37 protein-coding genes and 1 pseudogene are annotated in these 25,183 nt (G+C 64.5%); 1 reads left to right on the forward strand and 37 read right to left on the reverse strand.

Annotation, left to right across the window (positions count from 1 at the left end; genetic code table 11):
- The 3 genes from rpsI to VLI63_RS05595 all read right to left on the reverse strand — a co-directional run.
- A partial coding sequence (gene rpsI / locus VLI63_RS05585; RefSeq protein ID WP_409155910.1) for a 30S ribosomal protein S9 occupies nucleotides 1-336 on the reverse strand: 336 nt, incomplete at its 3' end.
- 32 nt (nucleotides 337-368) lie between these two features.
- Complete coding sequence (rplM, locus tag VLI63_RS05590; protein ID WP_185201693.1) at nucleotides 369-815, reverse strand: 50S ribosomal protein L13; 447 nt, start codon at nucleotides 813-815, stop codon at nucleotides 369-371.
- Nucleotides 816-983: 168 nt separating this feature from the next.
- On the reverse strand, nucleotides 984-1,895 hold the full coding sequence (locus tag VLI63_RS05595) for a tRNA pseudouridine synthase A (RefSeq protein ID WP_409156585.1): 912 nt from the start codon (nucleotides 1,893-1,895) through the stop codon (nucleotides 984-986).
- Between the two features lie 139 nt (nucleotides 1,896-2,034).
- On the opposite strand from VLI63_RS05595, the gene VLI63_RS05600 reads away from it, so the two are divergent.
- Entirely contained in the window at nucleotides 2,035-3,915 is a 1,881-nt protein-coding gene (locus VLI63_RS05600) for an acyltransferase family protein (RefSeq protein WP_409155911.1), read from the forward strand.
- A 13-nt stretch (nucleotides 3,916-3,928) separates the two neighbouring features.
- Here the strand turns inward: VLI63_RS05600 and ligD are convergent, their stop codons facing one another.
- From ligD to tuf, 34 genes and pseudogenes are all read right to left on the reverse strand, one after another.
- Nucleotides 3,929-4,954, reverse strand: coding sequence for a non-homologous end-joining DNA ligase (gene ligD, locus VLI63_RS05605; RefSeq protein WP_409155912.1), 1,026 nt, complete (start codon nucleotides 4,952-4,954; stop codon nucleotides 3,929-3,931).
- 86 nt (nucleotides 4,955-5,040) lie between these two features.
- On the reverse strand, nucleotides 5,041-5,586 hold the full coding sequence (rplQ, locus tag VLI63_RS05610; protein ID WP_409155913.1) for a 50S ribosomal protein L17: 546 nt from the start codon (nucleotides 5,584-5,586) through the stop codon (nucleotides 5,041-5,043).
- Between the two features lie 39 nt (nucleotides 5,587-5,625).
- Nucleotides 5,626-6,621 (reverse strand): DNA-directed RNA polymerase subunit alpha, encoded by a 996-nt coding sequence (locus VLI63_RS05615; protein WP_354574440.1) that lies wholly within the window; start codon nucleotides 6,619-6,621, stop codon nucleotides 5,626-5,628.
- A 261-nt stretch (nucleotides 6,622-6,882) separates the two neighbouring features.
- Entirely contained in the window at nucleotides 6,883-7,281 is a 399-nt protein-coding gene (gene rpsK, locus VLI63_RS05620; protein ID WP_161885428.1) for a 30S ribosomal protein S11, read from the reverse strand.
- A 42-nt stretch (nucleotides 7,282-7,323) separates the two neighbouring features.
- Nucleotides 7,324-7,698 carry a 30S ribosomal protein S13 gene (gene rpsM, locus VLI63_RS05625; protein ID WP_185201698.1) on the reverse strand — a complete coding sequence of 125 codons (375 nt, stop codon included), beginning with the start codon at nucleotides 7,696-7,698 and terminating at the stop codon, nucleotides 7,324-7,326.
- Nucleotides 7,699-7,860: 162 nt separating this feature from the next.
- Entirely contained in the window at nucleotides 7,861-7,977 is a 117-nt protein-coding gene (gene rpmJ / locus VLI63_RS05630; protein ID WP_185201699.1) for a 50S ribosomal protein L36, read from the reverse strand.
- Nucleotides 7,978-8,062: 85 nt separating this feature from the next.
- Nucleotides 8,063-8,284, reverse strand: coding sequence for a translation initiation factor IF-1 (gene infA / locus VLI63_RS05635; protein WP_022883252.1), 222 nt, complete (start codon nucleotides 8,282-8,284; stop codon nucleotides 8,063-8,065).
- 176 nt (nucleotides 8,285-8,460) lie between these two features.
- Nucleotides 8,461-9,291: a type I methionyl aminopeptidase gene (gene map / locus VLI63_RS05640; RefSeq protein ID WP_409155914.1), complete on the reverse strand. Its 831-nt coding sequence runs from the start codon at nucleotides 9,289-9,291 to the stop codon at nucleotides 8,461-8,463.
- Nucleotides 9,288-9,878, reverse strand: a complete 591-nt coding sequence (locus VLI63_RS05645; RefSeq protein ID WP_409155915.1) for an adenylate kinase — start codon at nucleotides 9,876-9,878, stop codon at nucleotides 9,288-9,290. Before VLI63_RS05645 ends, map begins: the two co-directional genes overlap by 4 nt.
- On the reverse strand, nucleotides 9,875-11,200 hold the full coding sequence (gene secY, locus VLI63_RS05650; RefSeq protein WP_409155916.1) for a preprotein translocase subunit SecY: 1,326 nt from the start codon (nucleotides 11,198-11,200) through the stop codon (nucleotides 9,875-9,877). Before secY ends, VLI63_RS05645 begins: the two co-directional genes overlap by 4 nt.
- Nucleotides 11,201-11,304: 104 nt before the next feature.
- Entirely contained in the window at nucleotides 11,305-11,913 is a 609-nt protein-coding gene (gene rplO, locus VLI63_RS05655) for a 50S ribosomal protein L15 (protein ID WP_409155917.1), read from the reverse strand.
- Nucleotides 11,913-12,098 carry a 50S ribosomal protein L30 gene (rpmD, locus tag VLI63_RS05660; protein ID WP_097060176.1) on the reverse strand — a complete coding sequence of 62 codons (186 nt, stop codon included), beginning with the start codon at nucleotides 12,096-12,098 and terminating at the stop codon, nucleotides 11,913-11,915. Before rpmD ends, rplO begins: the two co-directional genes overlap by 1 nt.
- Nucleotides 12,098-12,760: a 30S ribosomal protein S5 gene (gene rpsE, locus VLI63_RS05665; protein WP_185204175.1), complete on the reverse strand. Its 663-nt coding sequence runs from the start codon at nucleotides 12,758-12,760 to the stop codon at nucleotides 12,098-12,100. The genes rpmD and rpsE overlap by 1 nt, the downstream gene beginning before the upstream one ends.
- Before the next feature lie 32 nt (nucleotides 12,761-12,792).
- Nucleotides 12,793-13,164, reverse strand: a complete 372-nt coding sequence (gene rplR, locus VLI63_RS05670; protein WP_185204174.1) for a 50S ribosomal protein L18 — start codon at nucleotides 13,162-13,164, stop codon at nucleotides 12,793-12,795.
- A gap of 2 nt (nucleotides 13,165-13,166) precedes the next feature.
- On the reverse strand, nucleotides 13,167-13,703 hold the full coding sequence (gene rplF, locus VLI63_RS05675) for a 50S ribosomal protein L6 (RefSeq protein WP_185201704.1): 537 nt from the start codon (nucleotides 13,701-13,703) through the stop codon (nucleotides 13,167-13,169).
- Between the two features lie 6 nt (nucleotides 13,704-13,709).
- The gene (rpsH, locus tag VLI63_RS05680; protein ID WP_354574444.1) at nucleotides 13,710-14,108 is read right to left on the reverse strand and encodes a 30S ribosomal protein S8; all 399 of its coding nucleotides are present in this window, start codon (nucleotides 14,106-14,108) and stop codon (nucleotides 13,710-13,712) included.
- Nucleotides 14,109-14,183: 75 nt separating this feature from the next.
- A complete protein-coding gene (gene rplE, locus VLI63_RS05685; protein WP_185201706.1) occupies nucleotides 14,184-14,774 on the reverse strand; it encodes a 50S ribosomal protein L5 in 591 nt (196 codons plus the stop codon).
- 320 nt (nucleotides 14,775-15,094) lie between these two features.
- Nucleotides 15,095-15,430, reverse strand: a pseudogene (gene rplX / locus VLI63_RS05690) (50S ribosomal protein L24); the annotation flags it as partial.
- Between the two features lie 2 nt (nucleotides 15,431-15,432).
- Complete coding sequence (gene rplN, locus VLI63_RS05695) at nucleotides 15,433-15,801, reverse strand: 50S ribosomal protein L14 (protein ID WP_196830804.1); 369 nt, start codon at nucleotides 15,799-15,801, stop codon at nucleotides 15,433-15,435.
- A 32-nt stretch (nucleotides 15,802-15,833) separates the two neighbouring features.
- Nucleotides 15,834-16,130, reverse strand: a complete 297-nt coding sequence (gene rpsQ, locus VLI63_RS05700) for a 30S ribosomal protein S17 (protein ID WP_185201708.1) — start codon at nucleotides 16,128-16,130, stop codon at nucleotides 15,834-15,836.
- Entirely contained in the window at nucleotides 16,130-16,453 is a 324-nt protein-coding gene (rpmC, locus tag VLI63_RS05705; protein ID WP_354574445.1) for a 50S ribosomal protein L29, read from the reverse strand. Before rpmC ends, rpsQ begins: the two co-directional genes overlap by 1 nt.
- On the reverse strand, nucleotides 16,453-16,872 hold the full coding sequence (rplP, locus tag VLI63_RS05710) for a 50S ribosomal protein L16 (RefSeq protein WP_147783470.1): 420 nt from the start codon (nucleotides 16,870-16,872) through the stop codon (nucleotides 16,453-16,455). The genes rpmC and rplP overlap by 1 nt, the downstream gene beginning before the upstream one ends.
- 4 nt (nucleotides 16,873-16,876) lie before the next feature.
- The gene (gene rpsC, locus VLI63_RS05715; RefSeq protein WP_185201710.1) at nucleotides 16,877-17,686 is read right to left on the reverse strand and encodes a 30S ribosomal protein S3; all 810 of its coding nucleotides are present in this window, start codon (nucleotides 17,684-17,686) and stop codon (nucleotides 16,877-16,879) included.
- A complete protein-coding gene (gene rplV / locus VLI63_RS05720; RefSeq protein WP_185201711.1) occupies nucleotides 17,686-18,099 on the reverse strand; it encodes a 50S ribosomal protein L22 in 414 nt (137 codons plus the stop codon). The genes rpsC and rplV overlap by 1 nt, the downstream gene beginning before the upstream one ends.
- A 25-nt stretch (nucleotides 18,100-18,124) precedes the next feature.
- Nucleotides 18,125-18,406 carry a 30S ribosomal protein S19 gene (gene rpsS, locus VLI63_RS05725; protein ID WP_185201712.1) on the reverse strand — a complete coding sequence of 94 codons (282 nt, stop codon included), beginning with the start codon at nucleotides 18,404-18,406 and terminating at the stop codon, nucleotides 18,125-18,127.
- A gap of 12 nt (nucleotides 18,407-18,418) precedes the next feature.
- Entirely contained in the window at nucleotides 18,419-19,258 is an 840-nt protein-coding gene (rplB, locus tag VLI63_RS05730) for a 50S ribosomal protein L2 (protein WP_185201713.1), read from the reverse strand.
- 19 nt (nucleotides 19,259-19,277) lie between these two features.
- Entirely contained in the window at nucleotides 19,278-19,580 is a 303-nt protein-coding gene (gene rplW / locus VLI63_RS05735; protein ID WP_185201714.1) for a 50S ribosomal protein L23, read from the reverse strand.
- Nucleotides 19,577-20,308 carry a 50S ribosomal protein L4 gene (gene rplD / locus VLI63_RS05740; RefSeq protein ID WP_409155918.1) on the reverse strand — a complete coding sequence of 244 codons (732 nt, stop codon included), beginning with the start codon at nucleotides 20,306-20,308 and terminating at the stop codon, nucleotides 19,577-19,579. Before rplD ends, rplW begins: the two co-directional genes overlap by 4 nt.
- 4 nt (nucleotides 20,309-20,312) lie before the next feature.
- Nucleotides 20,313-20,963, reverse strand: a complete 651-nt coding sequence (gene rplC / locus VLI63_RS05745; RefSeq protein ID WP_185201716.1) for a 50S ribosomal protein L3 — start codon at nucleotides 20,961-20,963, stop codon at nucleotides 20,313-20,315.
- Between the two features lie 8 nt (nucleotides 20,964-20,971).
- Nucleotides 20,972-21,280, reverse strand: a complete 309-nt coding sequence (rpsJ, locus tag VLI63_RS05750; RefSeq protein ID WP_147783478.1) for a 30S ribosomal protein S10 — start codon at nucleotides 21,278-21,280, stop codon at nucleotides 20,972-20,974.
- Nucleotides 21,281-21,687: 407 nt separating this feature from the next.
- Complete coding sequence (locus VLI63_RS05755) at nucleotides 21,688-22,374, reverse strand: YoaK family protein (protein WP_409155919.1); 687 nt, start codon at nucleotides 22,372-22,374, stop codon at nucleotides 21,688-21,690.
- Between the two features lie 41 nt (nucleotides 22,375-22,415).
- The gene (locus tag VLI63_RS05760) at nucleotides 22,416-22,625 is read right to left on the reverse strand and encodes an antitoxin (RefSeq protein ID WP_409155920.1); all 210 of its coding nucleotides are present in this window, start codon (nucleotides 22,623-22,625) and stop codon (nucleotides 22,416-22,418) included.
- An 87-nt stretch (nucleotides 22,626-22,712) separates the two neighbouring features.
- Entirely contained in the window at nucleotides 22,713-23,681 is a 969-nt protein-coding gene (locus VLI63_RS05765; RefSeq protein WP_409155921.1) for a DNA topoisomerase IB, read from the reverse strand.
- A gap of 305 nt (nucleotides 23,682-23,986) precedes the next feature.
- Nucleotides 23,987-25,180: an elongation factor Tu gene (tuf, locus tag VLI63_RS05770; protein WP_185201720.1), complete on the reverse strand. Its 1,194-nt coding sequence runs from the start codon at nucleotides 25,178-25,180 to the stop codon at nucleotides 23,987-23,989.
- Nucleotides 25,181-25,183: the final 3 nt, after the last annotated feature.

Genomic DNA, 25,183 nt, shown 5'->3' on the forward strand with positions numbered 1-25,183 from the left:
GAGACGCAGAGCGCCGGCCTGGCCCGAGGGGCCACCACCGGTGATGCGGGCGATCACGTCGTAGCTGCCGAGCAGATCGAGGATCTTGAACGGGTCGTTGATGAGCTGCTGGTGCAGCTTGTTGGGGGAGTAGTCCTCGAGGGTGCGACCGTTCACGGTGATGACACCGGATCCGGGAGCAATGCGCACGCGGGCGATGGCCTGCTTGCGACGTCCGACGGCTGCGCCGGGAACGTTCAGAACCGCGCGAGGGGTCTTCGTCTCGACCGCTGCGCTGCTCTCGGTGGAATAGCTCTCGAGAACTGCTTCGTCGAGTGAATCTTCGATCTTCGCCATGATGTTGGAAATCCTTATTCTGTCGGTGCGCGCTACTGCGCGACCTGGCCGAGGGTGTAGGTCTTGGGCTGCTGGGCAGCGTGGGGGTGCTCGGCGCCTGCATAGACCTTGAGCTTGGTGAGCTGGGCGCGACCGATCGAGTTCTTCGGCAGCATCCCTCGCACAGCCTTCTCGACGGCGCGCGTCGGGTGCTTCTCGAGCATCTCGATGTAGGTCATCGAGCTGAGGCCGCCCGGGTAACCCGAGTGGCGGTAGGCCCGCTTCTGCGCGAGCTTCGCGCCGGTGAGGGCGACCTTCTCGGCGTTGATGATGATGACGAAGTCGCCCATGTCCATGTGGGGAGCGAAGGTCGCCTTGTGCTTGCCGCGCAGCAGGACTGCCGCGTGGGTGGCCAGACGACCGAGGACGATGTCAGTGGCGTCGATGATGACCCACTCACGCTGAACGTCTTCGGGCTTGGGGGAGAAAGTGCGCGTCACAGTAGTACTGCTTTCTTGTGTCGAAATGAGGTGTTCGTGAATCCCACTCCGATGGGTGTTCCGCTGACGATGTCGCGGAACGCTGCCGGTGGAGGGCTCAAGTTCGTGATACCACGCCACACAGCGCAGGCACCAAGGGTCAAGACTAGTCTCTGCGCCCGTCTGGGGTCAAACCGGCCGACGGTTGCGCGTGATGTGCGCGCGGGCCACCATCTCCGTCTCCGGCGGATAGCCCACCTCCACGAGAGTCAATCCCTTGGCAGGCAGAACCTTGAAGTCACTCGGCCGATCGAGCTCGTCTCGCAACTCGACGAGTCGGTCGGACTCGAGCTTGGACTCCCCCACCGCGATCGTCGCACCGACGAGGGATCGCACCATGCTGTGGCAGAACGCGTCGGCCCGCACCTCTGCCGTGAGCACCCCGTCGTCGGCCCTGGTCCAGAAGAAGCGCTCGAGACTCCGCACCGTGGTCGCCCCCTCTCGCGGTTTGCAGAAGGCGGCCCAGTCGTGCAGCCCGAGGAGATCCTCCGCCGCCTGGTTCATTCGATCGAGGTCGAGAACGGCGGGATACCAGAGCGTGTGACCCCGAAGCAGCGGATTGCGCGGGGCCGAGGCATCCGCTACCCGATACTGGTACCGCCGCCAGGTCGCCGAGAACCGGGCGTCGAATCCCTCGGGAGCGAAGGATCCGCGCGACACGTAGATATCGGCGTTCAGCCCCGCGATGCCATTGAGCCGCCTGCCGAGGGCGCGCGGTCCGTCGAAACGAGCCCCGGGCGCCAACGGAGGTGTCTTGCCCCTCGGGCGGGACAGGACACCGAGTTGCTCCTTCGTCACGTCGAGATGCGCAACCTGTCCGGTCGCATGCACCCCCGCATCCGTTCGTCCGGCGACGGTGAGCGGCTCGACCGGCCCGTGCTTGCCGAAGATGATGGCCAGCGCCGACTCGAGCTCGCCCTGGACGGTACGCAATCCTGGCTGCGCAGACCAGCCGAGGAAATTGCCGCCGTCATAGGACAGGTCGAGTCGGATGCGGGTCTTTCCCGGCAGGGGACCGGACACCTGCGGAGGGCCGTGCATGATGTTCACGCCAGGGAGATTCTCGACGTCCACACCCCAGAGTCTAGATCGAAGTGTGTTCATCGATCTGCCCACCGGGCGCCGCTCCGAGCGGAGTTGACCTCCCGCCCGGTCCCGACGAAACTCGAGTGGTCTCCCTATGACCACTTCCCCCACACTTCTCGAATCGACGGCTCCCGCGCCAGCGGGGATGCCGCGCTCCGTCGATCCCCGATCGACGCGGCTACCCGGGCTGGACGGCCTTCGCGCCATCGCCGTCGCCGCGGTGATCCTCTACCATCTGGGATCCGGCATCCTTCCGGGCGGATTCATCGGCGTCGATGTCTTCTTCGTGATCAGCGGATTCCTCATCACCGGGCTCCTGATGCGCGAGAAGGATTCGCAGGCTCGCATCCGCCTCGCCGGGTTCTGGGTGCGCCGCGCCCGGCGCCTCTTGCCGGCCCTCGGCCTCGTCGTGGTGGTGTCTGCGACCCTCGCCCTCGTGATCGGCGGCAATCCGCTCGTTCACCTGGGGCGCCAGGTACTCGGGGCCGCGACCTTCAGCAGCAATTGGCTGTCCATTGCGGCAGCCCAGATTTATTTCGATGAGACTTCGCCCGAGTTGTTCCGCAACCTCTGGTCGCTGGCGGTCGAAGAGCAGTTCTACCTCGTCTGGCCGGTGGTGATCCTGCTGGTGCTCGCACTGCGGTCCCGGCGTGCACGGTTGCTCGTCGTCGTGGCGATCGGCGCGGCCTCGGCCACAGCCATGATCCTCCTCGCCTCGACCGGTGATCTCAGCCGCGTCTACTACGGCAGCGACACGCACAGCTTCGGCCTGGCGATCGGGGCGACGCTCGCGATCCTTCACCGGGACTGGCCGTCGAGCACCGGGCCGACCGCCCGCCGGGCGCTCCCCCCGGTGGCCGTGGTCTCGATTCTCGGCATCCTCGCCATCGCCCTGGCGCTTCCGGCCGGTGCCGCGTTCACCTACCGAGGCGGGCTGCTGTTGGTCGCCCTGCTCACCGCGCTGGCGATCGCCGGTGCCGTCGTCTCCCGCGTCGGCGCGGCTCTCGACTGGCCTCCGCTGCGCTGGATCGGCGCGCGCTCGTACGGCCTCTATCTCTGGCACTGGCCGGTGTGGGTGTTGGTGACGGCTGCACTCCCCTCGCTGTCGAGCAGCGGGAGCGGATGGATGCTCGGCGTGATCGCACTCGTACTGACCGTCGGGGCCGCCGCTGCCTCCTACCGCTTCATCGAGCAGCCGATCCACCGCACGGGGTTCCGCGCTGTTGTCGCCGGATGGCTCGGATCCGGGCCGCGGACGGCGCCCAGGATTATCGGGATCGTCTCGTCTGCGGCGCTGATTGCGGCGCTCGTCGGCACCACCGGTGTCGCCATCGCGGCCGACCCCGGGACCACCGACGCGCAGGCCGTGATCGAGAAGGGGAGCAAGTCGGTGGCGCCGGCGCGCCCACGGCCCTCCCCCACCGCCGCGACCCCTCCCGCCTTGCCGGGCGGGGACCAGATCGATGCGATCGGCGACTCGGTCATGCTCGCTTCCGCGCCCGAACTCCAGGCCGGCTTTCCCGGCATCCAGATCGACGCCGTCGTGTCACGGCAGCTCTCTTCAGCACCCGCGATCGTGCAGGGAATGCGCGACTCCGGTACGCTGCGGCCGGTGCTTCTGATCGGCCTCGGTACCAACGGCCCGATCGACCGGCAGTCCCTCGACCAGATCCGGTCCATCGTGGGCCCCCGTCACGAGATCGTGGTGGTGAACGTGCAGGCTCCCCGTGGCTGGACCGATGAGGTCAACGTCACCCTCACGCGATTCGCCCAGCAGTATCGCTCGGTCGAACTGGCCAACTGGCGTGACGCCATCTCCTCCCGGCTCGACCTGCTCGCCAGGGACCAGATCCATCCCGGAGCCGCCGGCGGTGTCATCTATGTTCGCGCGGTGACGGATGCACTGCAGCGGCTGGCCGAACTGCCGCCCTCACGCAGCCCCAACGACTTCGGGCTCGCCGGCGTGCCGCTCTAGAAACGGTTCGGGGTCAGGACTCCGGATGCTTCGCCCGACTGGGCTGCACGCGTGGGGGCTCCCCGGGCATCTTGGGGAAGTCGGGAGGGAACGGCAACTCGCCGAGACCGTTCGCGAGATCACGCTCCCACCATCCATAGAGCGCGTCTATGGTTCCGGGCTTCTCCCCCATGCGCTGCCAGGGATCGCCCGAGCTCACCAGCCGCGCGGGAACCGTGAGCACGGTGAGCGCTCGAGGGTCCACAGACTCCAGCTCGCTCCACTCGATCGGGCAGGACACCGGTGCGTGCGCAAGCGCCCTCGGACTGTAGGCCCCGGCCATGGTGCGATCCCGGTTGGCCTGGTTGAAGTCGACGAAGATCCGCTCTCCCCGCTCCTCCTTCCACCAGGCCGTCGTCACCTGTTTCGGCATCCGTCGTTCCAATTCCCTGGCCGCTGCGATCACCGCGTGCCGCACGTCGAGAAACTCGCGGCTCGCTTCGATCGGTGCGAAGACATGGAGCCCGCGGTTGCCGGAGGTATTGATGAATGCCTCGAGGCCGACCTCGGCGAGCAGGGCGCGCAGCTCGATCGCCGCGGGAATCGCGTCGTCGAAGTCTGTGCCGGGCTGCGGGTCGAGGTCGATGCGCAACTGGTCGGGATTGTCGGTGTTCTCCGCACGGGAGGGCCAGGGGTGGAAGACGATCGTGTTCATCTGCACCGCCCAGACGGCCGCCGCGGGCTCATCGATGACGAGTTGCGGATGCGATCGCCCGCTCGGGTAGACCACCGGAACAGCGCGCACGAAATCCGGCACCCCTTTCGGCGGGTTCTTCGAGAAGAACTGCTCCCCGTCGATCCCCTCCGCAAACCGCTGGAGGGAGACGGGTCGATCGCCGTTCGCCCGAACAAAGGCATCGCCGACCTCCACCACGTAGCGCGCGAGGTCGAGCTTGGTGATCCCGAGGTCCGGCCAGAGCACTCGTGACGGGCTCGATACCCGCATCTGCCGCGTGCCGTGGGGTCCGGGGACTTCGAGGGTTGCTGCATCGCTGGCCATGGTGCCACGGTACTCGGGCCTGCGGTGCTATGGCCGATTAACGAATGATGGCCCCGCCATCGGCGGGGCCATCATTCGGTGAAAAACTACTTCGCGTCTTCTTCCGAAGCAGCGGGCTCCTCAGCGGTGACCTCGGCGGTCTCGGCGTCGACGGCTTCGACCTCGGCCTCCGACTCGACGACCTCGGCCGCGGGGGCCTCTTCCTCTGCCGGCGCCTCGGCGACGGGCGCCTCGGCCTTGGCGGACTTCTTGGCCGACTTCGGCTTCGGGGTCACGGGCTCGAGGACGAGCTCGATCTGAACCATCGAGGCGTTGTCGCCCTTGCGGAAGCCGAGCTTGGTGATGCGGGTGTAGCCGCCTTCACGCAACTCGACGAGCGGCGCGATCTCGGTGAAGAGCTCGTGCACGACGGTCTTGTCGCCGATCGTCGCGAGCACACGACGACGCGCGTGGAGGTCTCCGCGCTTGGCGAACGTGATGAGCCTCTCGACGAGGGGACGCATGCGCTTGGCCTTCGTCTCGGTCGTCTTGATGCTCTTGTGGGTGAACAGGGCAGCCGCGAGGTTCGCAAGCATGAGGCGCTCGTGCGCCGGTCCACCGCCGAGGCGGGGTCCCTTAGTTGGTGCAGCCATTAGTTATTTCTCCAGGTCTGAAAGGTAGGTGCCGAGGGCCTAGTTGGCTTCTTCGACGTCGTCGTAGCCGCTGTAGAAGTGCGCGCCGTCGAAGCCGGGAACGGTGTCCTTGAGGCTCAGGCCGAGCTCTACGAGCTTGTCCTTGACCTCGTCCACCGACTTCTGTCCGAAGTTGCGGATGTTCATGAGCTGCGTCTCCGAGAGGGCGACGAGTTCGCTGACGGTGTTGATGCCCTCGCGCTTGAGGCAGTTGTAGCTGCGCACAGACAGGTCGAGGTCCTCGATCGGCATGCTGAGTTCGCTCGAGAGAACGGCGTCGACCGGAGCCGGGCCGATCTCGATGCCCTCGGCGGCCGAGTTGAGCTCGCGCGCCAGGCCGAACAGCTCGGTCAGCGTGCGACCGGCGGAAGCGATGGCATCGCGAGGGGTGATCGCGTTCTTGGTCTCGACATCCACCACAAGGCGGTCGAAGTCGGTGCGCTCACCGGCGCGGGTGGCCTCGACGCGGTAGGTGACCTTGAGAACCGGGGAGTAGATCGAGTCGATCGGAATCTGGCCGGCTTCGCTGAACTCGCTGCGGTTCTGCGTCGCGGAGACGTAGCCGCGGCCACGCTCGATGGTCAGCTCGAGTTCGAACTTCGCCTTGTCGTTGAGCGTCGCGATCACGAGCTCCGGGTTGTGGATCTCGACCCCGGCCGGAGCCGAGATGTCTGCGGCCGTGACCTGGCCCGCGCCCTGCTTGCGCAGGTAGGCGGTAATCGGCTCGTCGTGCTCGCTCGAGACGACGAGGCCCTTGATGTTCAGGATGATCTCGGTGACGTCTTCCTTCACGCCCGCGATCGTCGAGAACTCGTGCAGGACTCCGTCGATGCGGATGCTCGTGACGGCAGCTCCGGGAATCGAGGAGAGGAGGGTGCGGCGAAGAGAGTTGCCGAGGGTGTAACCGAAGCCGGGTTCGAGCGGCTCGATGATGAACCGTGAACGGAACTCGGAGATGTTCTCTTCGGTAAGAGTTGGACGCTGTGCAATAAGCACTGGTGATTCCTTTCGGCGAAGTGTCCGCTATTTGACACTTGTGCGTGCGGCGGGTGGCGGGCCCGTCGTTCTATTGAGTTGTGTTCGTGGTGGAACCTGTGCTGGTCGAGTGGGCCGCGTGCGGCCGTATCGAGACCCCCGTGCTGGCCGGGTAGGCCGCCTGCGGCCGTATCGAGACCCCGCACGCGGTGGTGGCGGTGTCTCGACACGCTCGACAAGCGCTCCCTACTCGACCAGCAGGCGAGTGTTGGCGCTTCGCGCCTACACGCGCCTGCGCTTGGGCGGGCGGCAGCCGTTGTGTGCCTGCGGGGTGACGTCGTTGATCGAGCCGACCTCGAGGCCTGCAGCCTGAAGTGAGCGGATCGCGGTCTCGCGGCCGGATCCCGGTCCCTTGACGAAGACGTCGACTTTCTTGACGCCGTGCTCCTGCGCCTGGCGCGCAGCGGACTCGGCGGAGAGCTGGGCGGCGAACGGCGTGGACTTACGCGAACCCTTGAAGCCGACGGTGCCGGACGATGCCCAGCTCAGTACGGCACCGGTGGGATCGGTGATCGTCACGATGGTGTTGTTGAAGGTCGACTTGATGTGAGCCTGACCGACAGCGACGTTCTTCTTCTCTTTACGACGCGGCTTACGAGCGGCCGATTTTGGTGCTGCCATTGTTTTCTCCTAAAACTTTTATGGCGATACGAGCAGTGCTCGCTATCGGGCCTTCTTCTTGCCTGCGACGGTGCGCTTCGGGCCCTTGCGGGTACGAGCGTTGGTTTTGGTGCGCTGTCCGTGAACCGGGAGACCACGGCGGTGACGAATGCCCTGGTAGCTGCCGATCTCGACCTTGCGACGGATGTCCGCGGCGACCTCGCGGCGGAGGTCACCCTCCACCTTGAAGTTTCCTTCTACGTAGTCGCGGAGCGCGATGAGCTGGTCATCGGTCAGATCCTTGACGCGGATCTCCCCGCTGATTTCGGTGTCCGCGAGGGTCTTGAGTGCCCTCGTGCGGCCAACACCGTAGATGTAGGTCAATGCGACCTCGACGCGCTTATCGCGCGGGATGTCGACTCCTGCTAGACGAGCCATTGTGGCTTCTCCTGGTTGTGAGTGGAGGTCTGTAGCAGCACCTGTGCAGCGGCCTCCGACCTCTGGTGTCCCCCACCTGCGTGGGATCTGGTGTTGCTATGTGTGGTGCGTTTTCAGTTGTGTCCGGTGCTCGAATGGGCCGCTCAGCGGTCCTCTCGAGACCTAGCCCTGGCGCTGCTTGTGGCGCGGGTTGTTCTTGCAGATGACCATGACGTTGCCGTTGCGACGGATCACGCGGCAGTGCTCGCACATGGGCTTGACGCTCGGGGCGACCTTCATTGTTTTCTTCTTTCGCTGTCTTCGTACTGGTTCGACATCATGCCGAACCAGCCGTTACTTTCCAGCAATCACGTGCCGGGTGGCACTACTTGTAGCGGTAGACGATCCGGCCGCGGGTCAGGTCGTACGGGCTCAGCTCTACGATCACGCGGTCCTCAGGGAGGATACGGATGTAGTGCTGGCGCATCTTCCCCGAAATATGGGCGAGGACTTTGTGGCCGTTGGTCAGCTCAACGCGGAACATTGCGTTGGGCAGAGCTTCGACTACTGCACCCTCGATTTCGATGACACCGTCTTTTTTGGCCATAGCCTCTTCGTCGCTAAAAGTATTGTTTACTGGTCGTGCGGATGGATTGTGGCAGTCTGGGCGTGATTAAACAGGCAGCAGACACCAAAGATCGATCTTATGCCAATCCCGGGCGTTTTGCCAACTTGTGCCATACTCCGCCTCCGCCCCCGGCGAACGGCGGTGCGGGAGCCTATTCAGGGGATGGGTACGGGGACGACGCCGAGCGCAGCGAGACCGGCTGCGCCGCCGTCCTCGGCGGTGAGCACCCAGATGCCACCGGCGTGAACAGCCACTGAGTGCTCCCAGTGCGCAGCCATCGTGCCATCCACAGTCGCAACGGTCCACTCGTCTTCCCGGGTGAAGGTATCGATCCCCCCGGCGGTCACCATCGGTTCGATCGCCACGACGAGCCCGGGTTTCACCCGCGGTCCCCGGTCGCGCACCCGGTAGTTGAACACGGGTGGATCCTCGTGCATGGAGCGCCCGATACCGTGGCCGACGTAGTCCTCGAGGATGCCGTAGCTCCCCTGGGAGTCGATGTAGTCCTCCATCTCCCCACCGATGTGGTTGAGATGGGTGGCGGAGGCGAGGGAGGCGATGCCGCGCCAGAGAGACTGCTCCGTGACATCCGAGAGCTTCTGCCGCTCCGCAACGAGGGAAGGGCGCGACGGGTCCGGCACGACGACGGTGATGGCCGCGTCCCCGTTCCAGCCGGCGAGCTCGGCTCCGCTGTCGATCGACACGATGTCACCCGGCTCGAGCACGCGCGCGCCCGGTATGCCGTGCACAATGTCGTCATTCACGGAGGTACAGATCGTGTGCCGGTATCCCGGCTCCTTCATGAAGTTGGGCGCGGCGCCGAGCGCCCTGATCGTCGCCTCGGCGATCGCGTCGAGCTCGAGCGTCGTGACGCCCGCCCGAATCGCCGACTTCACTGCGGCGAGGGATGCTGCCGTGGCGCGACCTGGCGAAACCATGAGCCTCAGCTCCGCCGGAGTCTTGTAGATGTTCTTGCGAAGGCTCACTTCGCCGAGGGCACGATTCCGCGAGCGGCGAGTGCCTCGGAGATGCGGGAGCTCACGTCGTCGATGTCACCGAGGCCGTCGACCTCGATGAGCAGGTCGCGGTCGCGGTAGACCGCGATCAGGGGTGTGGTCTCGCGGCCGTACACCTGCTGACGGTGACGGATCGCCTCTTCCGTGTCATCGGCGCGACCCTGATCGATCGCGCGCTTGCGCAGCCGGGCGACGACTTCCTCCTGGTCGGCGACGAGCTGGATCACCGCGTCGAGGGACTGTCCCATCGCTGCGAGCAGGTCGTCGAGGTAGGACACCTGCTCGAGGGTGCGGGGGTAGCCGTCGAGCAGGAAACCGTCCCGCGCGTCAGCTTCTTCGAGACGACTCTTGACCAGCGCGTTGGTGAGCGAATCGGGAACGTAGTCGCCCGCATCCACGATCGCCTTCACCTCGATGCCGAGAGGGGTCTCTTCCTTTATGTTCTTGCGGAAGATGTCTCCGGTGGCGATCGCCGGAATCGAATACGTCTCAAGAAGTCGAGCTGACTGCGTGCCCTTGCCGGCCCCGGGCGGACCGACGATCAGCAGCCGGGTCAACGGAGCAGGCCCTCGTAGTGGCGCTGCTGCAGCTGGGAGTCGATCTGCTTGACCGTCTCCAGTCCGACACCCACGATGATCAGGATGCTCGCTCCACCGAAGGGGAAGTTCTGGTTCGCCCCGAACAGGCCGAGCGCGATCAGCGGCACGAGAGCGATCAGGCCGAGGTAGATGGACCCCGGCAGAGTCACGCGGGTGAGAACGTAGTCGAGGTACTCGGCGGTCGGGCGGCCGGCACGGATGCCGGGGATGAATCCGCCGTACTTCTTCATGTTGTCGGCGACTTCCTCCGGGTTGAAGGTGATCGCGACATAGAAGTAGGTGAAGCCGACGATGAGCAGGAAGTACAGGACCATGTACAGCGGGTTGTCACCCGTGCGCAGGTTGTCGGTGATCCAGGTGACCCAGGGGGCCGGGGCCTTGCCCGCAGCCGGCTGGTTGAACTGGGCGATCAGCGCCGGCAGGTAGAGCAGCGAGGAGGCGAAGATCACCGGCACGACCCCGGCCATGTTGACCTTGATCGGAATGTAGGTGTTGTTGCCGCCGTAGGTGCGCCGGCCGACCATCCGCTTGGCATATTGCACGGGGATGCGTCGCTGGGACTGTTCGACGTAGACCACGAGCGCCATGATCACGATGCCCATCGCGATGACCAGCAGGAAGGTCTCGAAGCCCTTGGACTGCTTGATCGCCCAGAGGGATCCGGGGAAGCGGGCGGCGATCGAGGTGAAGATGAGGATCGACATTCCGTTGCCGATGCCGCGCTCGGTGATGAGCTCGCCCATCCACATGATGAGGCCGGTGCCCGCCGTCATGGTGATCACCATGAGGAGGATCGCGTACCAGGCGGAGTTGGTGATGAGGGCCGAGCACTCCGGCGTTCCGGTGGAGGTCGGGAACAGGGCGCCGCTGCGAGCGACGGTGATCAGGGTCGTGGACTGCAGCACACCGAGCGCAATGGTGAGGTAGCGGGTGTACTGGGTCAGGCGAGCCTGGCCGGACTGGCCCTCTTTGTAGAGGGTGTCGAAGTGTGGGATCACCACGCGCAGCAGCTGCACGATGATCGATGCCGTGATGTAGGGCATGATGCCGAGCGCGAAGATCGACAACTGGAGCAGTGCCCCGCCGCTGAACAGGTTGACCAGCTCGTACAGACCAGAGGTGCCGGAGTTGGCGGCGAGACAGGTCTGCACGTTGCCGAAGTTGACGAACGGCGACGGGATGAAGGACCCGAGGCGGAAGAGCGCAATCAGTGCGAGCGTGAAACCGATCTTCTTACGAAGATCGGGGGTGCGGAAGATCCGCGCTACGGCTCTGAACAACGAGGCCTCCTGGTGAGAACGGTCGGGCGAAGCAGGTGGCCCTTTCGGGCCACCTGGACGGCTGCAACTACGGTAGATCACCGGGCCGTGGCCCAGCGGTCGCCTTAGTTTACGGAACCGCCCGCTGCAACGATCTTCTGCTCGGCAGAGCCAGAGACCTTGTCAACTGCAACGTTCAGCTTAACTGCAATGTCACCAGCGCCGAGAACCTTGACCTTCTCGTTCTTGCGCACAGCACCCTTGGCGACGAGGTCGCCGATGGTGACGTCTCCACCGGCCGGGTAGAGCTCGGCCAGCTTCTCGAGGTTCACGACCTGGTATTCGACGCGGAACGGGTTCTTGAACCCGCGCAGCTTCGGGGTACGCATGATGCTGTTCAGGTTTCCACCCTCGAGTCCGACGCGCACCGTGTAGCGGGCCTTCGTGCCCTTGGTTCCACGGCCTGCAGTCTTACCCTTGGATCCTTCACCGCGTCCGACGCGAGTACGGTCCTTCTTCGCGCCGGGAGCCGGGCGGAGGTGGTGCATCTTCAGCACCTGCGGACGCGCCTCGGAGACAGGCTCTGCAGCCTTCTTCGCCGGAGCGGCCTTCGTGGTGGTCGCCTTGGCAGCGGGCGCCTTCTCAGCAGCAGCCTTGGGGGCTGCAGCCTTCGCCGTGCTGGCCTTTTTGGGGGCTGCGGCGGGGGCCTTGTCGGCCTTCGTTTCTTCAGCCATTAGTCAATCTCCTCGACCTTGACCAGGTGAGCGACGGTGCGAACGTAGCCGCGGTTCTGCGAGTTGTCCTCGCGAACCACGACATCGCCGATGCGGTGGAGCCCGAGGCTCCGCAACGTGTCGCGCTGGTTCTGCTTCTCACTAATTTTGGACTTGATCTGGGTCACCTTCAGGCGAGCAGCCATCAGACACCTGCCTTTGCGTCAGCCTGGGCACGCAGGAGACGCGCGGGCGCGACATCCTCGAGCGAGAGACCGCGACGTGCGGCAACCGCACTCGGCTCCTCGAGCTGCTTGAGGGCAGCAACGGTAGCGTGCACGATGTTGATCGTGTTGGACGAACCGAGCGACTTGCTCAGCACATCGTGGATACCGGCGCACTCGAGTACGGCACGCACCGGTCCACCGGCGATAACACCGGTACCGGCGGATGCCGGACGCAGAAGCACGACGCCGGCTGCGGCCTCACCCTGTACGGGGTGCGGGATGGTCACTCCGACGCGGGGAACGCGGAAGAAGTTCTTCTTCGCTTCCTCGACGCCCTTGGAGATCGCTGTCGGCACCTCGCGGGCCTTGCCGTAGCCGACACCGACCAGTCCGTTGCCGTCGCCGACGACGACGAGAGCGGTGAAGCTGAAGCGACGACCACCCTTGACGACCTTGGAGACGCGGTTGATGGTGACGACGCGCTCGAGGAACTGGCTCTTCTCAGAGTCACGGCTCCCGCGCTGCTGGTTGGGGTTGCGCTCGCGTCCACCGCGGCGGGCCTCACGAGGCTCGTTTGCAGCGGGCTCGGTTGCGGCCGCAGTCTCGACGACCGTGACGGTCGGTTCGGCTTCGGTTGCCACAGGAGTCTCCTTGCTGGTGTTAGTTGTGTCGCTCACAGGTCCAGTCCACCCTCTCGAGCTCCTTCGGCGATGGCAGCGACGCGTCCCGCGTACTTGCTTCCACCGCGATCGAAAACGACGGCTTCGACGCCGGCGGCTTTCGCGCGCTCGGCAACGAGTTCGCCGACCTTGCGTGCCTTGGCGGTCTTGTCACCGTCGAACGTGCGCATGTCTGCTTCGAGGGTCGATGCCGAGGCGAGGGTGAAACCCTTGCTGTCGTCGACGACCTGCACGAAGACGTGACGGGCCGAACGGGTGACCACGAGACGCGGTCGAAGTTCGGTGCCGACGATCTTCTTGCGAAGACGTGCGTGCCTGCGGCCCTTTGCGGCCGACTTGCTCTTGCCTCTAGTTCCGAGAGCCATGATCACTTACCACTCTTTCCGGCCTTGCGGCGGACTACCTCGCCTGCGTAGCGAACACCCTTGCCCTTGTAGGGCTCAGGCTTGCGCAGCTTACGAATGTTGGCGGCGACTTCTCCGACAGCCTGCTTGTCGATGCCATGCACCGTCAGCTTGTTGTTGCCTTCGACGGCAAAGGAGATGCCGGCCGGGGGATCGACCGTGATCGAGTGCGAGAAGCCGAGAGCGAACTCGAGCGAGCTACCCTTCGCCTGCACGCGATAACCGGTACCGACGATCTCGAGGCCCTTGGAGTAGCCGGTCGTGACGCCGATGATCTGGTTGGCGATCAGGGTGCGGGTGAGGCCGTGGAGCGAACGCGATTCGCGCTCGTCGTCCGGGCGGGTGACCAGGAGCTGGCCATCCTCGATCTTGACCTCGATCGGGCTCGCGACGGTGAGCGCGAGCTCACCCTTCGGGCCCTTGACGGTGACGGCCGAGCCGGTCACCGTGACATCGACCCCTGTGGGGATCTCAATGGGAAGGCGTCCAATACGTGACATCGGTGGTTACCACACGTAGGCGAGGACTTCCCCACCCACGCCCTTCTTTGACGCCTGGCGATCCGTGAGGAGGCCAGAGGAGGTCGAGAGGATCGCGACACCGAGTCCACCGAGAACGCGAGGGATCTCCGTGGACTTCGCGTAGACGCGGAGGCCGGGCTTCGAGACGCGCTTGATTCCAGCGATGGAGCGCTCACGGTTGGGGCCGTACTTGAGGTCGAGGGTCAGGGTCTTGCCGACGCGCGCATCCTCGATCTTCCATCCTCCGATGTAACCCTCGGTCTTGAGGATCTCGGCGATGTGGGACTTGAGCTTGCTATTCGGCATTGACACGGTGTCGTGGTAGGCCGAGTTCGCGTTGCGCAGTCTGGTCAGCAGGTCTGCGACCGGATCTGTCATTGTCATGATGGTGGTGCCTTCCTCACCCGGTTTCGCCAGCTCTTACGGAACTGGCGACCTTGATGATCGGTGGTGCATGGGTTAGACGGGAGTGTTCTCCGCGTTGCGGAACGGGAACCCGAGGGCCTTGAGCAGTGCGCGGCCCTCGTCGTCGGTCTTGGCCGTGGTGACGACGGTGATGTCGAAGCCGCGGACCCGATCGATGCGGTCCTGGTCGATCTCGTGGAACATGGACTGCTCCGTGAGGCCGAAGGTGTAGTTGCCGTTGCCATCGAACTGCTTGTCCGAGAGACCACGGAAGTCGCGGATGCGGGGAAGCGCGAGCGAGAGCAGACGGTCGAGGAACTCCCAGGCCCGGTCACCGCGGAGGGTGACGTGGGCGCCGATCGGCTGGCCCTCGCGGAGCTTGAACTGCGCGATCGACTTGCGAGCGGCGGTCACCTGCGGCTTCTGGCCGGTGATCGCGGTGAGGTCCTTGACGGCCCCATCGATGATCTTGCCGTCACGGGCAGCCTCGCCGACGCCGGTGTTGACGACGATCTTCACGAGCCCGGGCACCTGATGCACGTTCGTGAAGCCGAAGTCCTTCGCCAGCTGGGCAGAGATCTCGGTCTTGTACTTCTGCTTGAGACGCGGCTGGATTTTGCCAGCTGCAGTTGCAGTGTCAGTCATTAGTCGGCGTCCTTCTCAGTTGCCTTGGTGGTCTTGGGTGCGGCCTTCGCCTTGGGAGCAGCAGCCTTGGGAGCAGCAGCCTTGGGAGCAGCAGCCTTCGGAGCAGCAGCCTTCGGAGCAGCGGCCTTCGCCTTGGGAGCAGCCTTCGCCTTGGGCTCTACAGCCTCGGTGGCAACGGGAGTCGTCGACTCCTCGTCGCTCACGATTCCGTCGGTGACCACGAGTTCATCGGCCTTGTCAGCCTTCGCGGTGTCAGCCTTCGCGGTGTCAGCCTTCTTGGGGTCGGCCTTCTTCGCGGTCGCCTTCACGGGAGTGCGTCGTGAGTCTTTGAAGTAGCGCGTGCGGGTCGTCTTGCCCGAGGCATCCGTCTCCACCGTGAAGCCGACGCGAGCCGGCTGCTTGGTGTCGGGATTGACCAGCTGCACGTTCGACACGTGGATCGGCGCTTCGCGCGTCTCGATGCCACCGGTCTTGGTGCCGCGGTCGCTCTGGCCCACGCGAACGTGCTTGGTGATGTAGTTGAGCCCCTCGACGACGACGCGGTTCTTCTCCACGAGCACCTCGATGACGCGACCCTGCTTGCCACGGTCGCCACCGCGAGCCTGGCTGCGGCCGCTGATGAGCTGGACGAGATCGCCCTTTTTGATGTTCGCCATGGTTACAAGACCTCCGGTGCGAGCGAGATGATCTTCATGAACTTCTTGTCGCGGAGTTCGCGACCGACCGGTCCGAAGATTCGAGTGCCACGAGGGTCGCCGTCTGCCTTGAGAATGACGGCGGCGTTCTCGTCGAACTTGATGTACGAGCCGTCGGGACGACGGGTCTCTTTCTTGGTGCGCACGATGACTGCCTTGACGACGTCACCCTTCTTGACGTTGCCGCCAGGGATCGCATCCTTGACCGTGGCGACGATGACGTCGCCGAGGCCGGCGTAACGACGGCCGGAGCCACCGAGTACGCGAATCGTGAGCAGCTCCTTGGCACCGGTGTTATCGGCGACCTTGAGCCTGGATTCCTGCTGAAGCATTTAGGTGTCCTTATACGAAGTAAGCGCGAGGCCTACTTGGCCTTCTCGAGGATCTCGACCAGGCGCCAGTGCTTGGTGGCACTGAGCGGACGGGTCTCGCTGATGATGACGAGGTCGCCGATACCGGCCGCGTTGGCCTCATCGTGCGCCTTGACCTTGGAGGTGCGACGGATCACCTTGCCGTAGAGGGGGTGCTTTACGCGGTCCTCGACCTCGACGACGATGGTCTTGTCCATCTTGTCGCTCGTGACATAGCCACGACGGGTCTTGCGGTATCCGCGGTCCGCAGCCGTTTCCTGCGGCTCGGTGCTCTTGGTCTCGGTAGCCATTACTTCTTCTCCTCAGCCGACTCGGGGGTTGCTTCCGCAACATCCGCAGTCTTCTTGGTCTTCTTGGCGGCAGCCTTCGGGGCTACCTCGACCGGAGCGGGAGTCGCACGGATGCCCAGCTCGCGCTCACGGATGACCGTGTAGATGCGAGCGATGTCGCGCTTGACAGCGCGAAGGCGACCGTGGCTTTCCAGCTGGCCGGTGGCCGACTGGAAGCGCAGGTTGAACAGCTCTTCCTTGGCCTTCTTGAGTTCGTCGACGAGTCGCTCGTCTTCGAAGGTGTCGAGCTCGTCTGGAGCGAGCTCTTTGGAACCGATCGCCATTATGCGTCGCCCTCCTCGCGCTTGATGATGCGTGCCTTGAGTGGCAGTTTGTGGATGGCGCGGGTGAGCGCCTCGCGAGCGACAACGTCACTGACGCCGGCGAGCTCGAAGAGCACGCGACCCGGCTTGACGTTGGCGATCCACCACTCTGGAGAACCCTTACCGGAACCCATGCGGGTTTCGGCCGGCTTCTTGGTGAGCGGGCGGTCGGGGTAGATGTTGATCCACACCTTTCCACCACGCTTGATGTGACGGGTCATCGCGATTCGAGCTGCCTCGATCTGGCGGTTGGTCACATAGGCGGGAGTAATGGCCTGAATGCCGTACTCGCCGAACGTCACAGTCGTGCCACCGGTCGCCTGGCCGCTACGGCCGGGGTGATGCTGCTTACGGTGCTTGACCCTGCGGGGAATCAACATGGCTCTAGGCCTCCACTGCTACGGCTGCCGGAGCAGCGTCTGCCTTCGGAGCGGCCGCGGCTGCCGGGGCAGCTCCACGACGCGGTCCGCTGTCGCGGGCACCATCACGACGGTCGTCGCGGCGCTCTGGGCGCGTTGACTTGGCGTTGGCCTGCTCGCGAGCGAGCTCCTTGTTGGTGATGTCGCCCTTGTAGATCCAGACCTTCACGCCGATGCGGCCGAAGGTGGTCTTGGCCTCGTAGAAGCCGTAGTCGATGTTCGCGCGCAGCGTGTGCAGCGGAACGCGACCCTCGCGGTAGAACTCGGAGCGGCTCATTTCCGCACCACCGAGACGACCGGAGACCTGGATTCGAACACCCTTGACCGTGGGAGTGCGCTGGGCACCCTGGAGTCCCTTGCGCATGGCACGGCGGAACGCGACACGAGCGCTGAGCTGCTCCGCGATCCCCTGTGCGACGAGCTGGGCCTCGGCCTCGGGGTTCTTGACCTCGAGGATGTTGAGCTGGATCTGCTTGCCCGAGAGCTTCTCGAGGTCGGTGCGAATGCGCTCCGCCTCGGCGCCACGACGACCGATCACGATGCCCGGACGGGCGGTGTGGATGTCGACGCGAACGCGGTCACGGGTGCGCTCGATCTCGATGCGCGCCACTCCGGCGCGGTCGAGCGAGGTCTTGAGCAGGTTGCGGATCTTGATGTCTTCGGCGACGAAGTCGCTGTAGCGCTGTCCGACCTTGGTGCTGTCCGAGAACCAACGCGACACATGGTCGGTGGTGATTCCCAGGCGGAACCCGTAGGGGTTTACTTTCTGTCCCATTACTTCTTCCCTGCCTTCGCAGTCGATGGACGCTTGGAAGCCACAACAGCGGTCTCGTTCTCGTCCGGCGTTGCCAGGACGATCGTGATGTGGCTGGTGCGCTTCAGGATCTGGAACGCGCGTCCCTGGGCACGAGGCTGGAAGCGCTTGAGGGTCGTTCCCTCGTCGACATAGGCCGACGAGACGAACAGGTCCTGCTCATCCAGGTAGCTGTTGCTGGCATCGGCCTTGACCCGGGCGTTGGCGATAGCCGACTCCACGAGCTTGTAGACCGGGGTGCTGGCACCCTGAGGCGCGAACTTCAGGATGGCCAGGGCCTCATGTGCCTGCTTGCCGCGGATCATGTTGACGACACGACGAGCCTTTGTGGCGGTGACGCGAATGTGCTTCACGCGAGCGATGGATTCAACCATTTCTCTTTACCTTTCCGTCCCCGCGTTAGCGGCGACGACCCTTCTTGTCGTCCTTCTCGTGTCCACGGAAGGTGCGGGTGGGAGCAAACTCTCCGAGCTTGTGCCCAACCATCGTCTCGGTGATGAACACCGGGATGTGCTTGCGGCCGTCGTGCACTGCGATGGTGTGTCCCAGGAAAGACGGGATGATCATCGAGCGACGCGACCAGGTCTTGATAACGCTCTTGCTGCTGGCTTCGTTCGCCTTGGCCACCTTGCGAAACAGGTGGTCGTCGACGAAGGGGCCCTTTTTAAGACTGCGTGGCATCCTTTACAACTCCTACTTGCGCTTCTTGCCGACATTGCGGCGGCGAACGATGAGCTTGTCGCTCTCTTTGTTGATGTGGCGGGTGCGGCCCTCTTTCTGGCCCCACGGGCTGACCGGGTGGCGTCCACCGGAGGTCTTGCCCTCTCCACCACCATGTGGGTGGTCGACCGGGTTCATGGCGACTCCACGCACGGTCGGGCGAACGCCCTTCCAGCGCATACGGCCGGCCTTCCCCCAGTTGATGTTCGACTGCTCGGCGTTGCCGACCTCGCCGATCGTGGCGCGGCAGCGCGCGTCGACGTTGCGGATCTCACCGGACGGCAGGCGGAGCTGCGCGTACGGGCCGTCCTTGGCGACGAGACGAACCGATGCTCCGGCAGAGCGAGCCATCTTGGCTCCCCCGCCCGGCTTCAGCTCGATCGCGTGGATGACAGTACCGACCGGGATGTTGCGCAGCGGCAGGTTGTTACCCGGCTTGATGTCTGCGCCGGCGCCCGACTCGATGATGTCGCCCTGGTTGAGCTTGTTCGGAGCGATGATGTAGCGCTTCGAGCCATCCACGAAATGAAGCAGCGCAATGCGCGCCGTGCGGTTCGGGTCGTACTCGATCTCGGCGACGCGGGCGTTGACGCCGTCCTTGTCGTTGCGCTTGAAGTCGATCACGCGGTACTGGCGCTTGTGGCCACCACCGATGTGACGGGTCGTGATGCGACCGGCGTTGTTACGGCCACCGGTCTTGGGCAGCGGGCGAAGAAGCGACTTCTCCGGGGTCGAACGCGTGATCTCGGCAAAGTCTGCAACCGAGGAACCGCGACGACCGGGAGTCGTGGGCTTGTACTTACGAATAGCCATTGTTTTCTCTCCTCAGTCCCTAGCCGACAGCCGTGAAGATGTCGATGGAACCGGACTTGAGGGTCACGATCGCGCGCTTGGTGTCCTTGCGCTTGCCGAGACCGAACTTGGTACGGCGGGTCTTGCCCTTTTTGTTCAGGGTGTTGATCGACGCAACCTCGACGCTGAAGATCTTCTCGATCGCCAGCTTGATCTCGGTCTTGTTCGACCGCGGGTCGACGATGAAGGTGTACTTGCCCTGGTCGATCAGGCTGTAGCTCTTCTCGGAGACGACCGGCGACAGGATGACGTCGCGGGGGTCCTTCTGGGTCGCGATGCTCATGCGGATGCCTTCTCTCTACGTGCCGCTGCACGCTCAGGGCTGACGCGCTTCTTGCTGACCGGCGCGTCGTCCTCGGTGGCCTCGACCTGTGCGGTCTTGACCGGTCCGGCGACGAAGCCGTCGAAGGCGCTCTTGGTGAACACGATGTCGTCGCTCACGACGACGTCGTAGGCGTTGAGCTGGTCCCAGGTGAGCACGTGCACGCCGGGGATGTTGCGAACGCTCTTCTGGCTGATCAGGTCGTCGCGCTCGATGACGATGAGCACGTGGCTCGAGGTGGCGATGCTCGCCAACAGCGCGACGATGGTCTTGGTCGATGGCACGTCTCCGACGGAGAGCGAGTCGACGACGTGGATGCGTCCGCCGCGGGCGCGGTCCGAGAGGGCGCCGCGCAGTGCTGCCGCGATCATCTTCTTGGGGGTGCGCTGCGCGTAGTCGCGGGGGTGGGGTCCGTGGACGATTCCACCACCGGTCATCTGGGGAGCACGGATCGATCCCTGGCGGGCACGACCGGTTCCCTTCTGCTTGAACGGCTTGCGACCAGCACCGGACACTTCACCACGACGGAGCGTGTTGTGCGTGCCCTGGCGGGCTGCGGCGCGCTGAGCGACGACAACCTGGTGGATGAGCGGGACGTTGGTCTGCACGTCGAAGGTCTCGGCGGGGAGGTCGACAGAGCCGACCTTCTTCCCCTTGGAGTCGATGACGTCGAGCGTGTTCTCGGCCATGGCCTTACGCTCCCTTCACTGCGTTGCGGACGAAGACGATGCGGCCCTTGGCGCCGGGAACGGCACCCTTGACCAGGATCAGGTTCTTCTCGAGGTCGACCGAGTGCACGATGAGGTTCATCGCGGTGACGCGGTCACCACCCATGCGGCCGGCCATGCGCATTCCCTTGAACACGCGGGAGGGCGTGGAGGATGCACCGATCGAGCCGGGCTTGCGGTGGTTGCGGTGAGAACCGTGAGACGAGGAGACACCCTTGAAGTTGTGGCGCTTCATGACTCCGGCGAAGCCCTTGCCCTTGGAGGTACCGACGACGTCGACCTTCTGGCCGGCCTCGAAGATGTCGACCGCGATCTCCTGGCCGAGCGTGTACTCGGCGGCATCCGCGGTGCGAACCTCGGTGAGGTGACGACGAGGCGTGACGCCCGCCTTGTCGAAGTGACCAGACGCCGGCTTGTTCACCTTGCGGGGGTCGATCTGGCCGTAGGCGATCTGCACGGCGAGGTAGCCGTCGACCTCCTCTGAGCGCAGCTGGGTCACGACGTTGGGAGTGATCTCCACGACGGTGACGGGGATGAGCTTGTTGTTCGCATCCCAGACCTGGGTCATGCCGAGCTTCTTGCCCAGCAGTCCCTTGCTTGTCTTAGTAGTAGCCATGATTCGTCCTACAGCTTGATCTCGATGTTGACGTCGGCGGGGAGGTCGAGTCGCATGAGCGAGTCGACGGCCTTCGGCGTCGGGTCGATGATGTCGATGAGGCGCTTGTGGGTGCGCTTCTCGAAGTGCTCGCGGCTGTCCTTGTACTTATGAGGGGAACGGATCACGACGATCACGTTCTTCTCGGTAGGAAGGGGCACCGGGCCGACGACAGTAGCACCGGCACGGGTGACCGTGTCGACGATCTTGCGCGCCGAGCTGTCGATGACCTCGTGGTCATACGACTTAAGTCGGATGCGGATCTTTTGTCCCGCCATGTGTGACTCACTCTCTTTAATGCATCTTGGCTTCGCGACACGCGCTCGGCTATTGGATGCTCGGTTTGCTCAGTCCGCGCCCTTGGGAGGCCCGGTGCTGTCGCACCACTGTTTTTGTGTCAATGAATACTTGAGTTTTGTCGACCCCCGCGCCCGGGCGTGTTGCCCGCACACCGAACATGTTTGTGACCACATCCAGGGGATTCGATTAAGTCGTGTTCTGCTACCCGCGGCCCAGATGATGACGCTGGATCATGACGATCCGGTCTCGCATCTGTGCACTGCCTGGCAGTGATCCCGGCGCAAAGCCGGTTTTGTTGAACTAGGAGAGTCTGCCACAGGTTTGGAGTGTCTGCAACCCGGGCGTGTCACGCTGCGGCGTGTCGCACCCGCCCCGGAAAACGGGCTCAGAGGGAGCGACGATCCGCCGTGACGAGTGTGATCGTTCCGCCGGTGAAGATGATCGTGCCGGCGAGCAGTGCGACGGCACCACCGGCCCACTGCACGCACAGTGCGCCGATGGCCGCGCCCACTCCCATGGCAACCACCGCAGCGAGGCGCGGGAACCAGTTCTTGCTGGTTCCTCCGGCCAGCCTGCTGTCCCGAGCGAGGTTGGCGAGGGTGTTCGTGACGACGATCGTGGTGACATCCGAGTTGCCGATGGGCTTGACCGCGGAGACCTGGGCACCCATGACGACAGCGAGAAGAGCGGTCACCGCGAGGAGCGCTGGGTGGCTGAGGTCGTGGACGAGCAGCCAATAGATCGCGAGGGCGATCATCAACACCGCTCCCCCGATCAATACCCCGCGGCTCGAGCGCGGAAGTCCCTTCGGTGCCGATTGGCCGACGATCCGTCCACCCAGAATCGATCCGAGGACGAAGCCGAGGAGCGCGATGATGTTGTTGAGCAGCAGCGACTTGCCCGCTCCGACCAGGCTGAAGCCGATGAACAGCACGTTACCGGTCATGTTGCCGGTGAACACCTTGTCGAGGGCGAGGTAGCTCACGGCATCGATGCACCCGGTGGAAGCGGTCAGCAGAAGGAGGCCGGTGACGAAGTGGTGGCCGACGGGGAGAAGTGGGGGGCGCGCCATTCCCCTAACGGTAGTGGAATCGCGCGACCCCCTATCGTCGTCTACTCGGTGCCGACTGCTTTGTCGGCGGCATCCCGGGCACTATCGATCTGCTCTTCGAACTTTCCGCCGGTGATCTTGTTGGCGACGCCGGCTACGCCGTCGAGAAGCCTGTCGCTGATGTCTTCTGCCTGCTCGCTGTGCAGGGCTCCGGCGACCTTGTCATCCTTGAGGAACGCCTCTGCCTTACCGGTGATGTCCTCGAGTCCCATGCGTATCTCCTTTGATCCAGTGCCGCCCAGGCGGCCGGCAGGCTAATTCTGCACCCCCCGCCCTGAGCCGTAAAGAAGGTTCCGCGTTCAGTCGAAGAGCAGGGCGCGCAGTTCGGACTCCGCAGAATTCAGCCGATGCGGATCGATCGTGGCGTGCTCCGCATAGCGGTCGACCAATCGAGGGTCGACATAGCTCTTGCGTGCGATCGAGGGGGTGTTGCCGAGCACCGCCGAGGCATCCCGCATCGCTTGCGCGATGGCGCGGTCGCGGGCGGACTTGCGCTGCTCCGGTCCGTGTTTGGCGAGACTCACTGCTGCCGCGACCGTTCCGTGCAGCGTGCGGAAGTCCTTCGCGGTGAACTCTCCCCCGGTGCGGTCGCGCACGTACGCATTGATGTCCGGAGCCACCACCGGATGCCACCGTGAGCCCTCCTTCCACGCGAGAAGACGCGCATTCGGCCCTCGCCTCTTCAGCGACCGCACCACCGTGGCCAGGTCGGGGTCAGTGATCTCCGACTGCCACTCCTGACCGCTTTTCGCGGGGAAGTGCAGTGCAACCGTGTCGCCACTCACCGTCGCGTGAGAGCACAACAGCGTGGCAAGGCCGTGGCTGCCGTTGGACTCGGCGTACTGCTCCGAGCCCACTCGCAGCGAGCCGGTATCGAGCATCCGGAATGCCGCGGCGAGAGCCCGCTCGCGCGAGGGCTCGTCGGCGCGCAGCTCGATCGTCACCCGTCGGCGCGCGGCGGGAAGCGATTCGGCGAGGCTCAGCGCCCGATCGAACTTGATGCGGTCCTTCTGCTCACGCCAGGTGGGGTGATAGATGTATTGGCGGCGGCCCGCGGCATCCACTCCCGTCGCCTGGATGTGGCCGTTGGGATACGGGGCGATCCAGACTTCCGTCCATGCCGGGGGGATGGCGAGATGTTCGATCCGTTCCCTGAGCTCCGGGTCGACGATCGGATGTCCGGCGGCGTCCTTGTAGGAGAAGCCGCGCCCTGCCCGCACCCGCCGCAATCCCGCACCGGAGGAGTCACTGCGGCGAAGTCGGGGCATGGTTCCAGCCTAGGCAGCGGATGTCGGGTGGCAAGCGGGTTGCGCGAGAGGGCCTTCCGTGCGTGGCCGCTGTCCGCCGCGCCCTCCCATTTGTCCCTCCGTGCGTGGCCGCCCCCGCCACCGAGTCGTCGCTATCTGCCCATTCCGGCTGGCCCGGGGACAGAAAGTGTCGTCTCGACGCTCAGGGAAGGGCGAAGACGCCGGCGGAGAGTGAGCGGGGAGGCAGTGCGTGCCCGGAAACCACGAAGGGCCGCACCCTCTCGGGTGCAGCCCTTCGTTTGCGCTGAATCAGCGCCGAACTGTTACTACTTGAGGATCTTGATTACCGTGCCGGCGCCGACGGTGCGTCCACCCTCGCGAATAGCGAAGCGGAGGCCTTCCTCCATGGCGATCGGCTGAATCAGGTTGACCGTCATCTCGGTGGTGTCGCCGGGCATGACCATCTCGGTGCCCTCGGGCAGCGAGATGACGCCGGTGACGTCCGTGGTGCGGAAGTAGAACTGCGGGCGGTAGTTCGCGTAGAACGGGTTGTGACGGCCACCCTCATCCTTGGAAAGGATGTAGGCGTTCGCCTCGAACTCGGTGTGAGGCGTGACCGAACCGGGCTTCACGACAACCTGGCCGCGCTCGACGTCTTCACGCTTGGTTCCACGGAGAAGGAGTCCGACGTTCTCACCGGCGCGCGCATCTTCGAGGGTCTTGCGGAACATCTCGATGGCGGTGACGGTGGTCTTGGAGGACTTCTCCTTGATGCCGACGATCTCCACCTCGTCGTTCGGGTGGAGGATTCCACGCTCGACACGACCGGTGATGACGGTTCCACGACCGGTGATCGTGAAGACGTCCTCGACGGGCATGAGGAAGGGCTTCTCGGTCTCGCGGACGGGCTCGGGAACGAACTCGTCCACCTTGTCCATGAGGTCGGCAACGGTCGCTGCCCACTTCTCGTCGCCCTCGAGGGCCTTGAGTGCGGAGACACGCACGACGGGAGCGTTGTCCCCGTCGAACTCCTGGCTCGAGAGCAGCTCGCGAACCTCGATCTCGACGAGCTCGAGGATCTCTTCGTCGTCGACGACGTCGGACTTGTTCAGTGCGACGACGATGTACGGCACGCCGACCTGGCGAGCGAGCAGAACGTGCTCACGCGTCTGGGGCATCGGGCCGTCAGTGGCGGCGACGACCAGGATCGCGCCATCCATCTGGGCAGCACCGGTGATCATGTTCTTGATGTAGTCGGCGTGGCCGGGGGCGTCTACGTGTGCATAGTGGCGCTTCTCGGTCTGGTACTCCACGTGGGAGATGTTGATCGTGATTCCACGCTGCTTCTCCTCAGGGGAGTTGTCGATCTGGTCAAACGCGTAAGAAGCGTTCAACGTCGGGTACTTGTCGTGCAGCACCTTGGTAATTGCAGCCGTCAACGTGGTCTTACCGTGGTCGACGTGACCGATGGTACCGACGTTGACGTGTGGCTTAGTCCGCTCGAACTTTGCCTTCGCCAATTG

Source organism: Lacisediminihabitans sp. H27-G8, assembly GCF_046156175.1.
GTDB lineage: Bacteria > Actinomycetota > Actinomycetes > Actinomycetales > Microbacteriaceae > Lacisediminihabitans.

What these genes read in the sequence shown, in the direction of transcription:
- VLI63_RS05595 (WP_409156585.1), bottom strand. Translation starts at nt 1,895, where the DNA reads ATGCACGGCCCTCCGCAGGTGTCCGGTCCCCTGCCGGGAAAGACCCGC.
- VLI63_RS05600 (WP_409155911.1), top strand. Translation starts at nt 2,035, where the DNA reads ATGACCACTTCCCCCACACTTCTCGAATCGACGGCTCCCGCGCCAGCG.
- ligD (WP_409155912.1), bottom strand. Translation starts at nt 4,954, where the DNA reads ATGGCCAGCGATGCAGCAACCCTCGAAGTCCCCGGACCCCACGGCACG.
- rplQ (WP_409155913.1), bottom strand. Translation starts at nt 5,586, where the DNA reads ATGGCTGCACCAACTAAGGGACCCCGCCTCGGCGGTGGACCGGCGCAC.
- rpsK (WP_161885428.1), bottom strand. Translation starts at nt 7,281, where the DNA reads ATGGCAGCACCAAAATCGGCCGCTCGTAAGCCGCGTCGTAAAGAGAAG.
- rpsM (WP_185201698.1), bottom strand. Translation starts at nt 7,698, where the DNA reads ATGGCTCGTCTAGCAGGAGTCGACATCCCGCGCGATAAGCGCGTCGAG.
- rpmJ (WP_185201699.1), bottom strand. Translation starts at nt 7,977, where the DNA reads ATGAAGGTCGCCCCGAGCGTCAAGCCCATGTGCGAGCACTGCCGCGTG.
- infA (WP_022883252.1), bottom strand. Translation starts at nt 8,284, where the DNA reads ATGGCCAAAAAAGACGGTGTCATCGAAATCGAGGGTGCAGTAGTCGAA.
- rplO (WP_409155917.1), bottom strand. Translation starts at nt 11,913, where the DNA reads ATGGCTGAAGAAACGAAGGCCGACAAGGCCCCCGCCGCAGCCCCCAAA.
- rpmD (WP_097060176.1), bottom strand. Translation starts at nt 12,098, where the DNA reads ATGGCTGCTCGCCTGAAGGTGACCCAGATCAAGTCCAAAATTAGTGAG.
- rplR (WP_185204174.1), bottom strand. Translation starts at nt 13,164, where the DNA reads ATGGCTCTCGGAACTAGAGGCAAGAGCAAGTCGGCCGCAAAGGGCCGC.
- rplF (WP_185201704.1), bottom strand. Translation starts at nt 13,703, where the DNA reads ATGTCACGTATTGGACGCCTTCCCATTGAGATCCCCACAGGGGTCGAT.
- rpsH (WP_354574444.1), bottom strand. Translation starts at nt 14,108, where the DNA reads ATGACAATGACAGATCCGGTCGCAGACCTGCTGACCAGACTGCGCAAC.
- rplE (WP_185201706.1), bottom strand. Translation starts at nt 14,774, where the DNA reads ATGACTGACACTGCAACTGCAGCTGGCAAAATCCAGCCGCGTCTCAAG.
- rplN (WP_196830804.1), bottom strand. Translation starts at nt 15,801, where the DNA reads ATGCTTCAGCAGGAATCCAGGCTCAAGGTCGCCGATAACACCGGTGCC.
- rpsQ (WP_185201708.1), bottom strand. Translation starts at nt 16,130, where the DNA reads ATGGCTACCGAGACCAAGAGCACCGAGCCGCAGGAAACGGCTGCGGAC.
- rpmC (WP_354574445.1), bottom strand. Translation starts at nt 16,453, where the DNA reads ATGGCGATCGGTTCCAAAGAGCTCGCTCCAGACGAGCTCGACACCTTC.
- rplP (WP_147783470.1), bottom strand. Translation starts at nt 16,872, where the DNA reads ATGTTGATTCCCCGCAGGGTCAAGCACCGTAAGCAGCATCACCCCGGC.
- rpsC (WP_185201710.1), bottom strand. Translation starts at nt 17,686, where the DNA reads ATGGGACAGAAAGTAAACCCCTACGGGTTCCGCCTGGGAATCACCACC.
- rplV (WP_185201711.1), bottom strand. Translation starts at nt 18,099, where the DNA reads ATGGTTGAATCCATCGCTCGCGTGAAGCACATTCGCGTCACCGCCACA.
- rpsS (WP_185201712.1), bottom strand. Translation starts at nt 18,406, where the DNA reads ATGCCACGCAGTCTTAAAAAGGGCCCCTTCGTCGACGACCACCTGTTT.
- rplB (WP_185201713.1), bottom strand. Translation starts at nt 19,258, where the DNA reads ATGGCTATTCGTAAGTACAAGCCCACGACTCCCGGTCGTCGCGGTTCC.
- rplW (WP_185201714.1), bottom strand. Translation starts at nt 19,580, where the DNA reads ATGAGCATCGCGACCCAGAAGGACCCCCGCGACGTCATCCTGTCGCCG.
- rplD (WP_409155918.1), bottom strand. Translation starts at nt 20,308, where the DNA reads ATGGCCGAGAACACGCTCGACGTCATCGACTCCAAGGGGAAGAAGGTC.
- rplC (WP_185201716.1), bottom strand. Translation starts at nt 20,963, where the DNA reads ATGGCTACTACTAAGACAAGCAAGGGACTGCTGGGCAAGAAGCTCGGC.
- rpsJ (WP_147783478.1), bottom strand. Translation starts at nt 21,280, where the DNA reads ATGGCGGGACAAAAGATCCGCATCCGACTTAAGTCGTATGACCACGAG.
- VLI63_RS05755 (WP_409155919.1), bottom strand. Translation starts at nt 22,374, where the DNA reads ATGGCGCGCCCCCCACTTCTCCCCGTCGGCCACCACTTCGTCACCGGC.
- VLI63_RS05760 (WP_409155920.1), bottom strand. Translation starts at nt 22,625, where the DNA reads ATGGGACTCGAGGACATCACCGGTAAGGCAGAGGCGTTCCTCAAGGAT.
- VLI63_RS05765 (WP_409155921.1), bottom strand. Translation starts at nt 23,681, where the DNA reads ATGCCCCGACTTCGCCGCAGTGACTCCTCCGGTGCGGGATTGCGGCGG.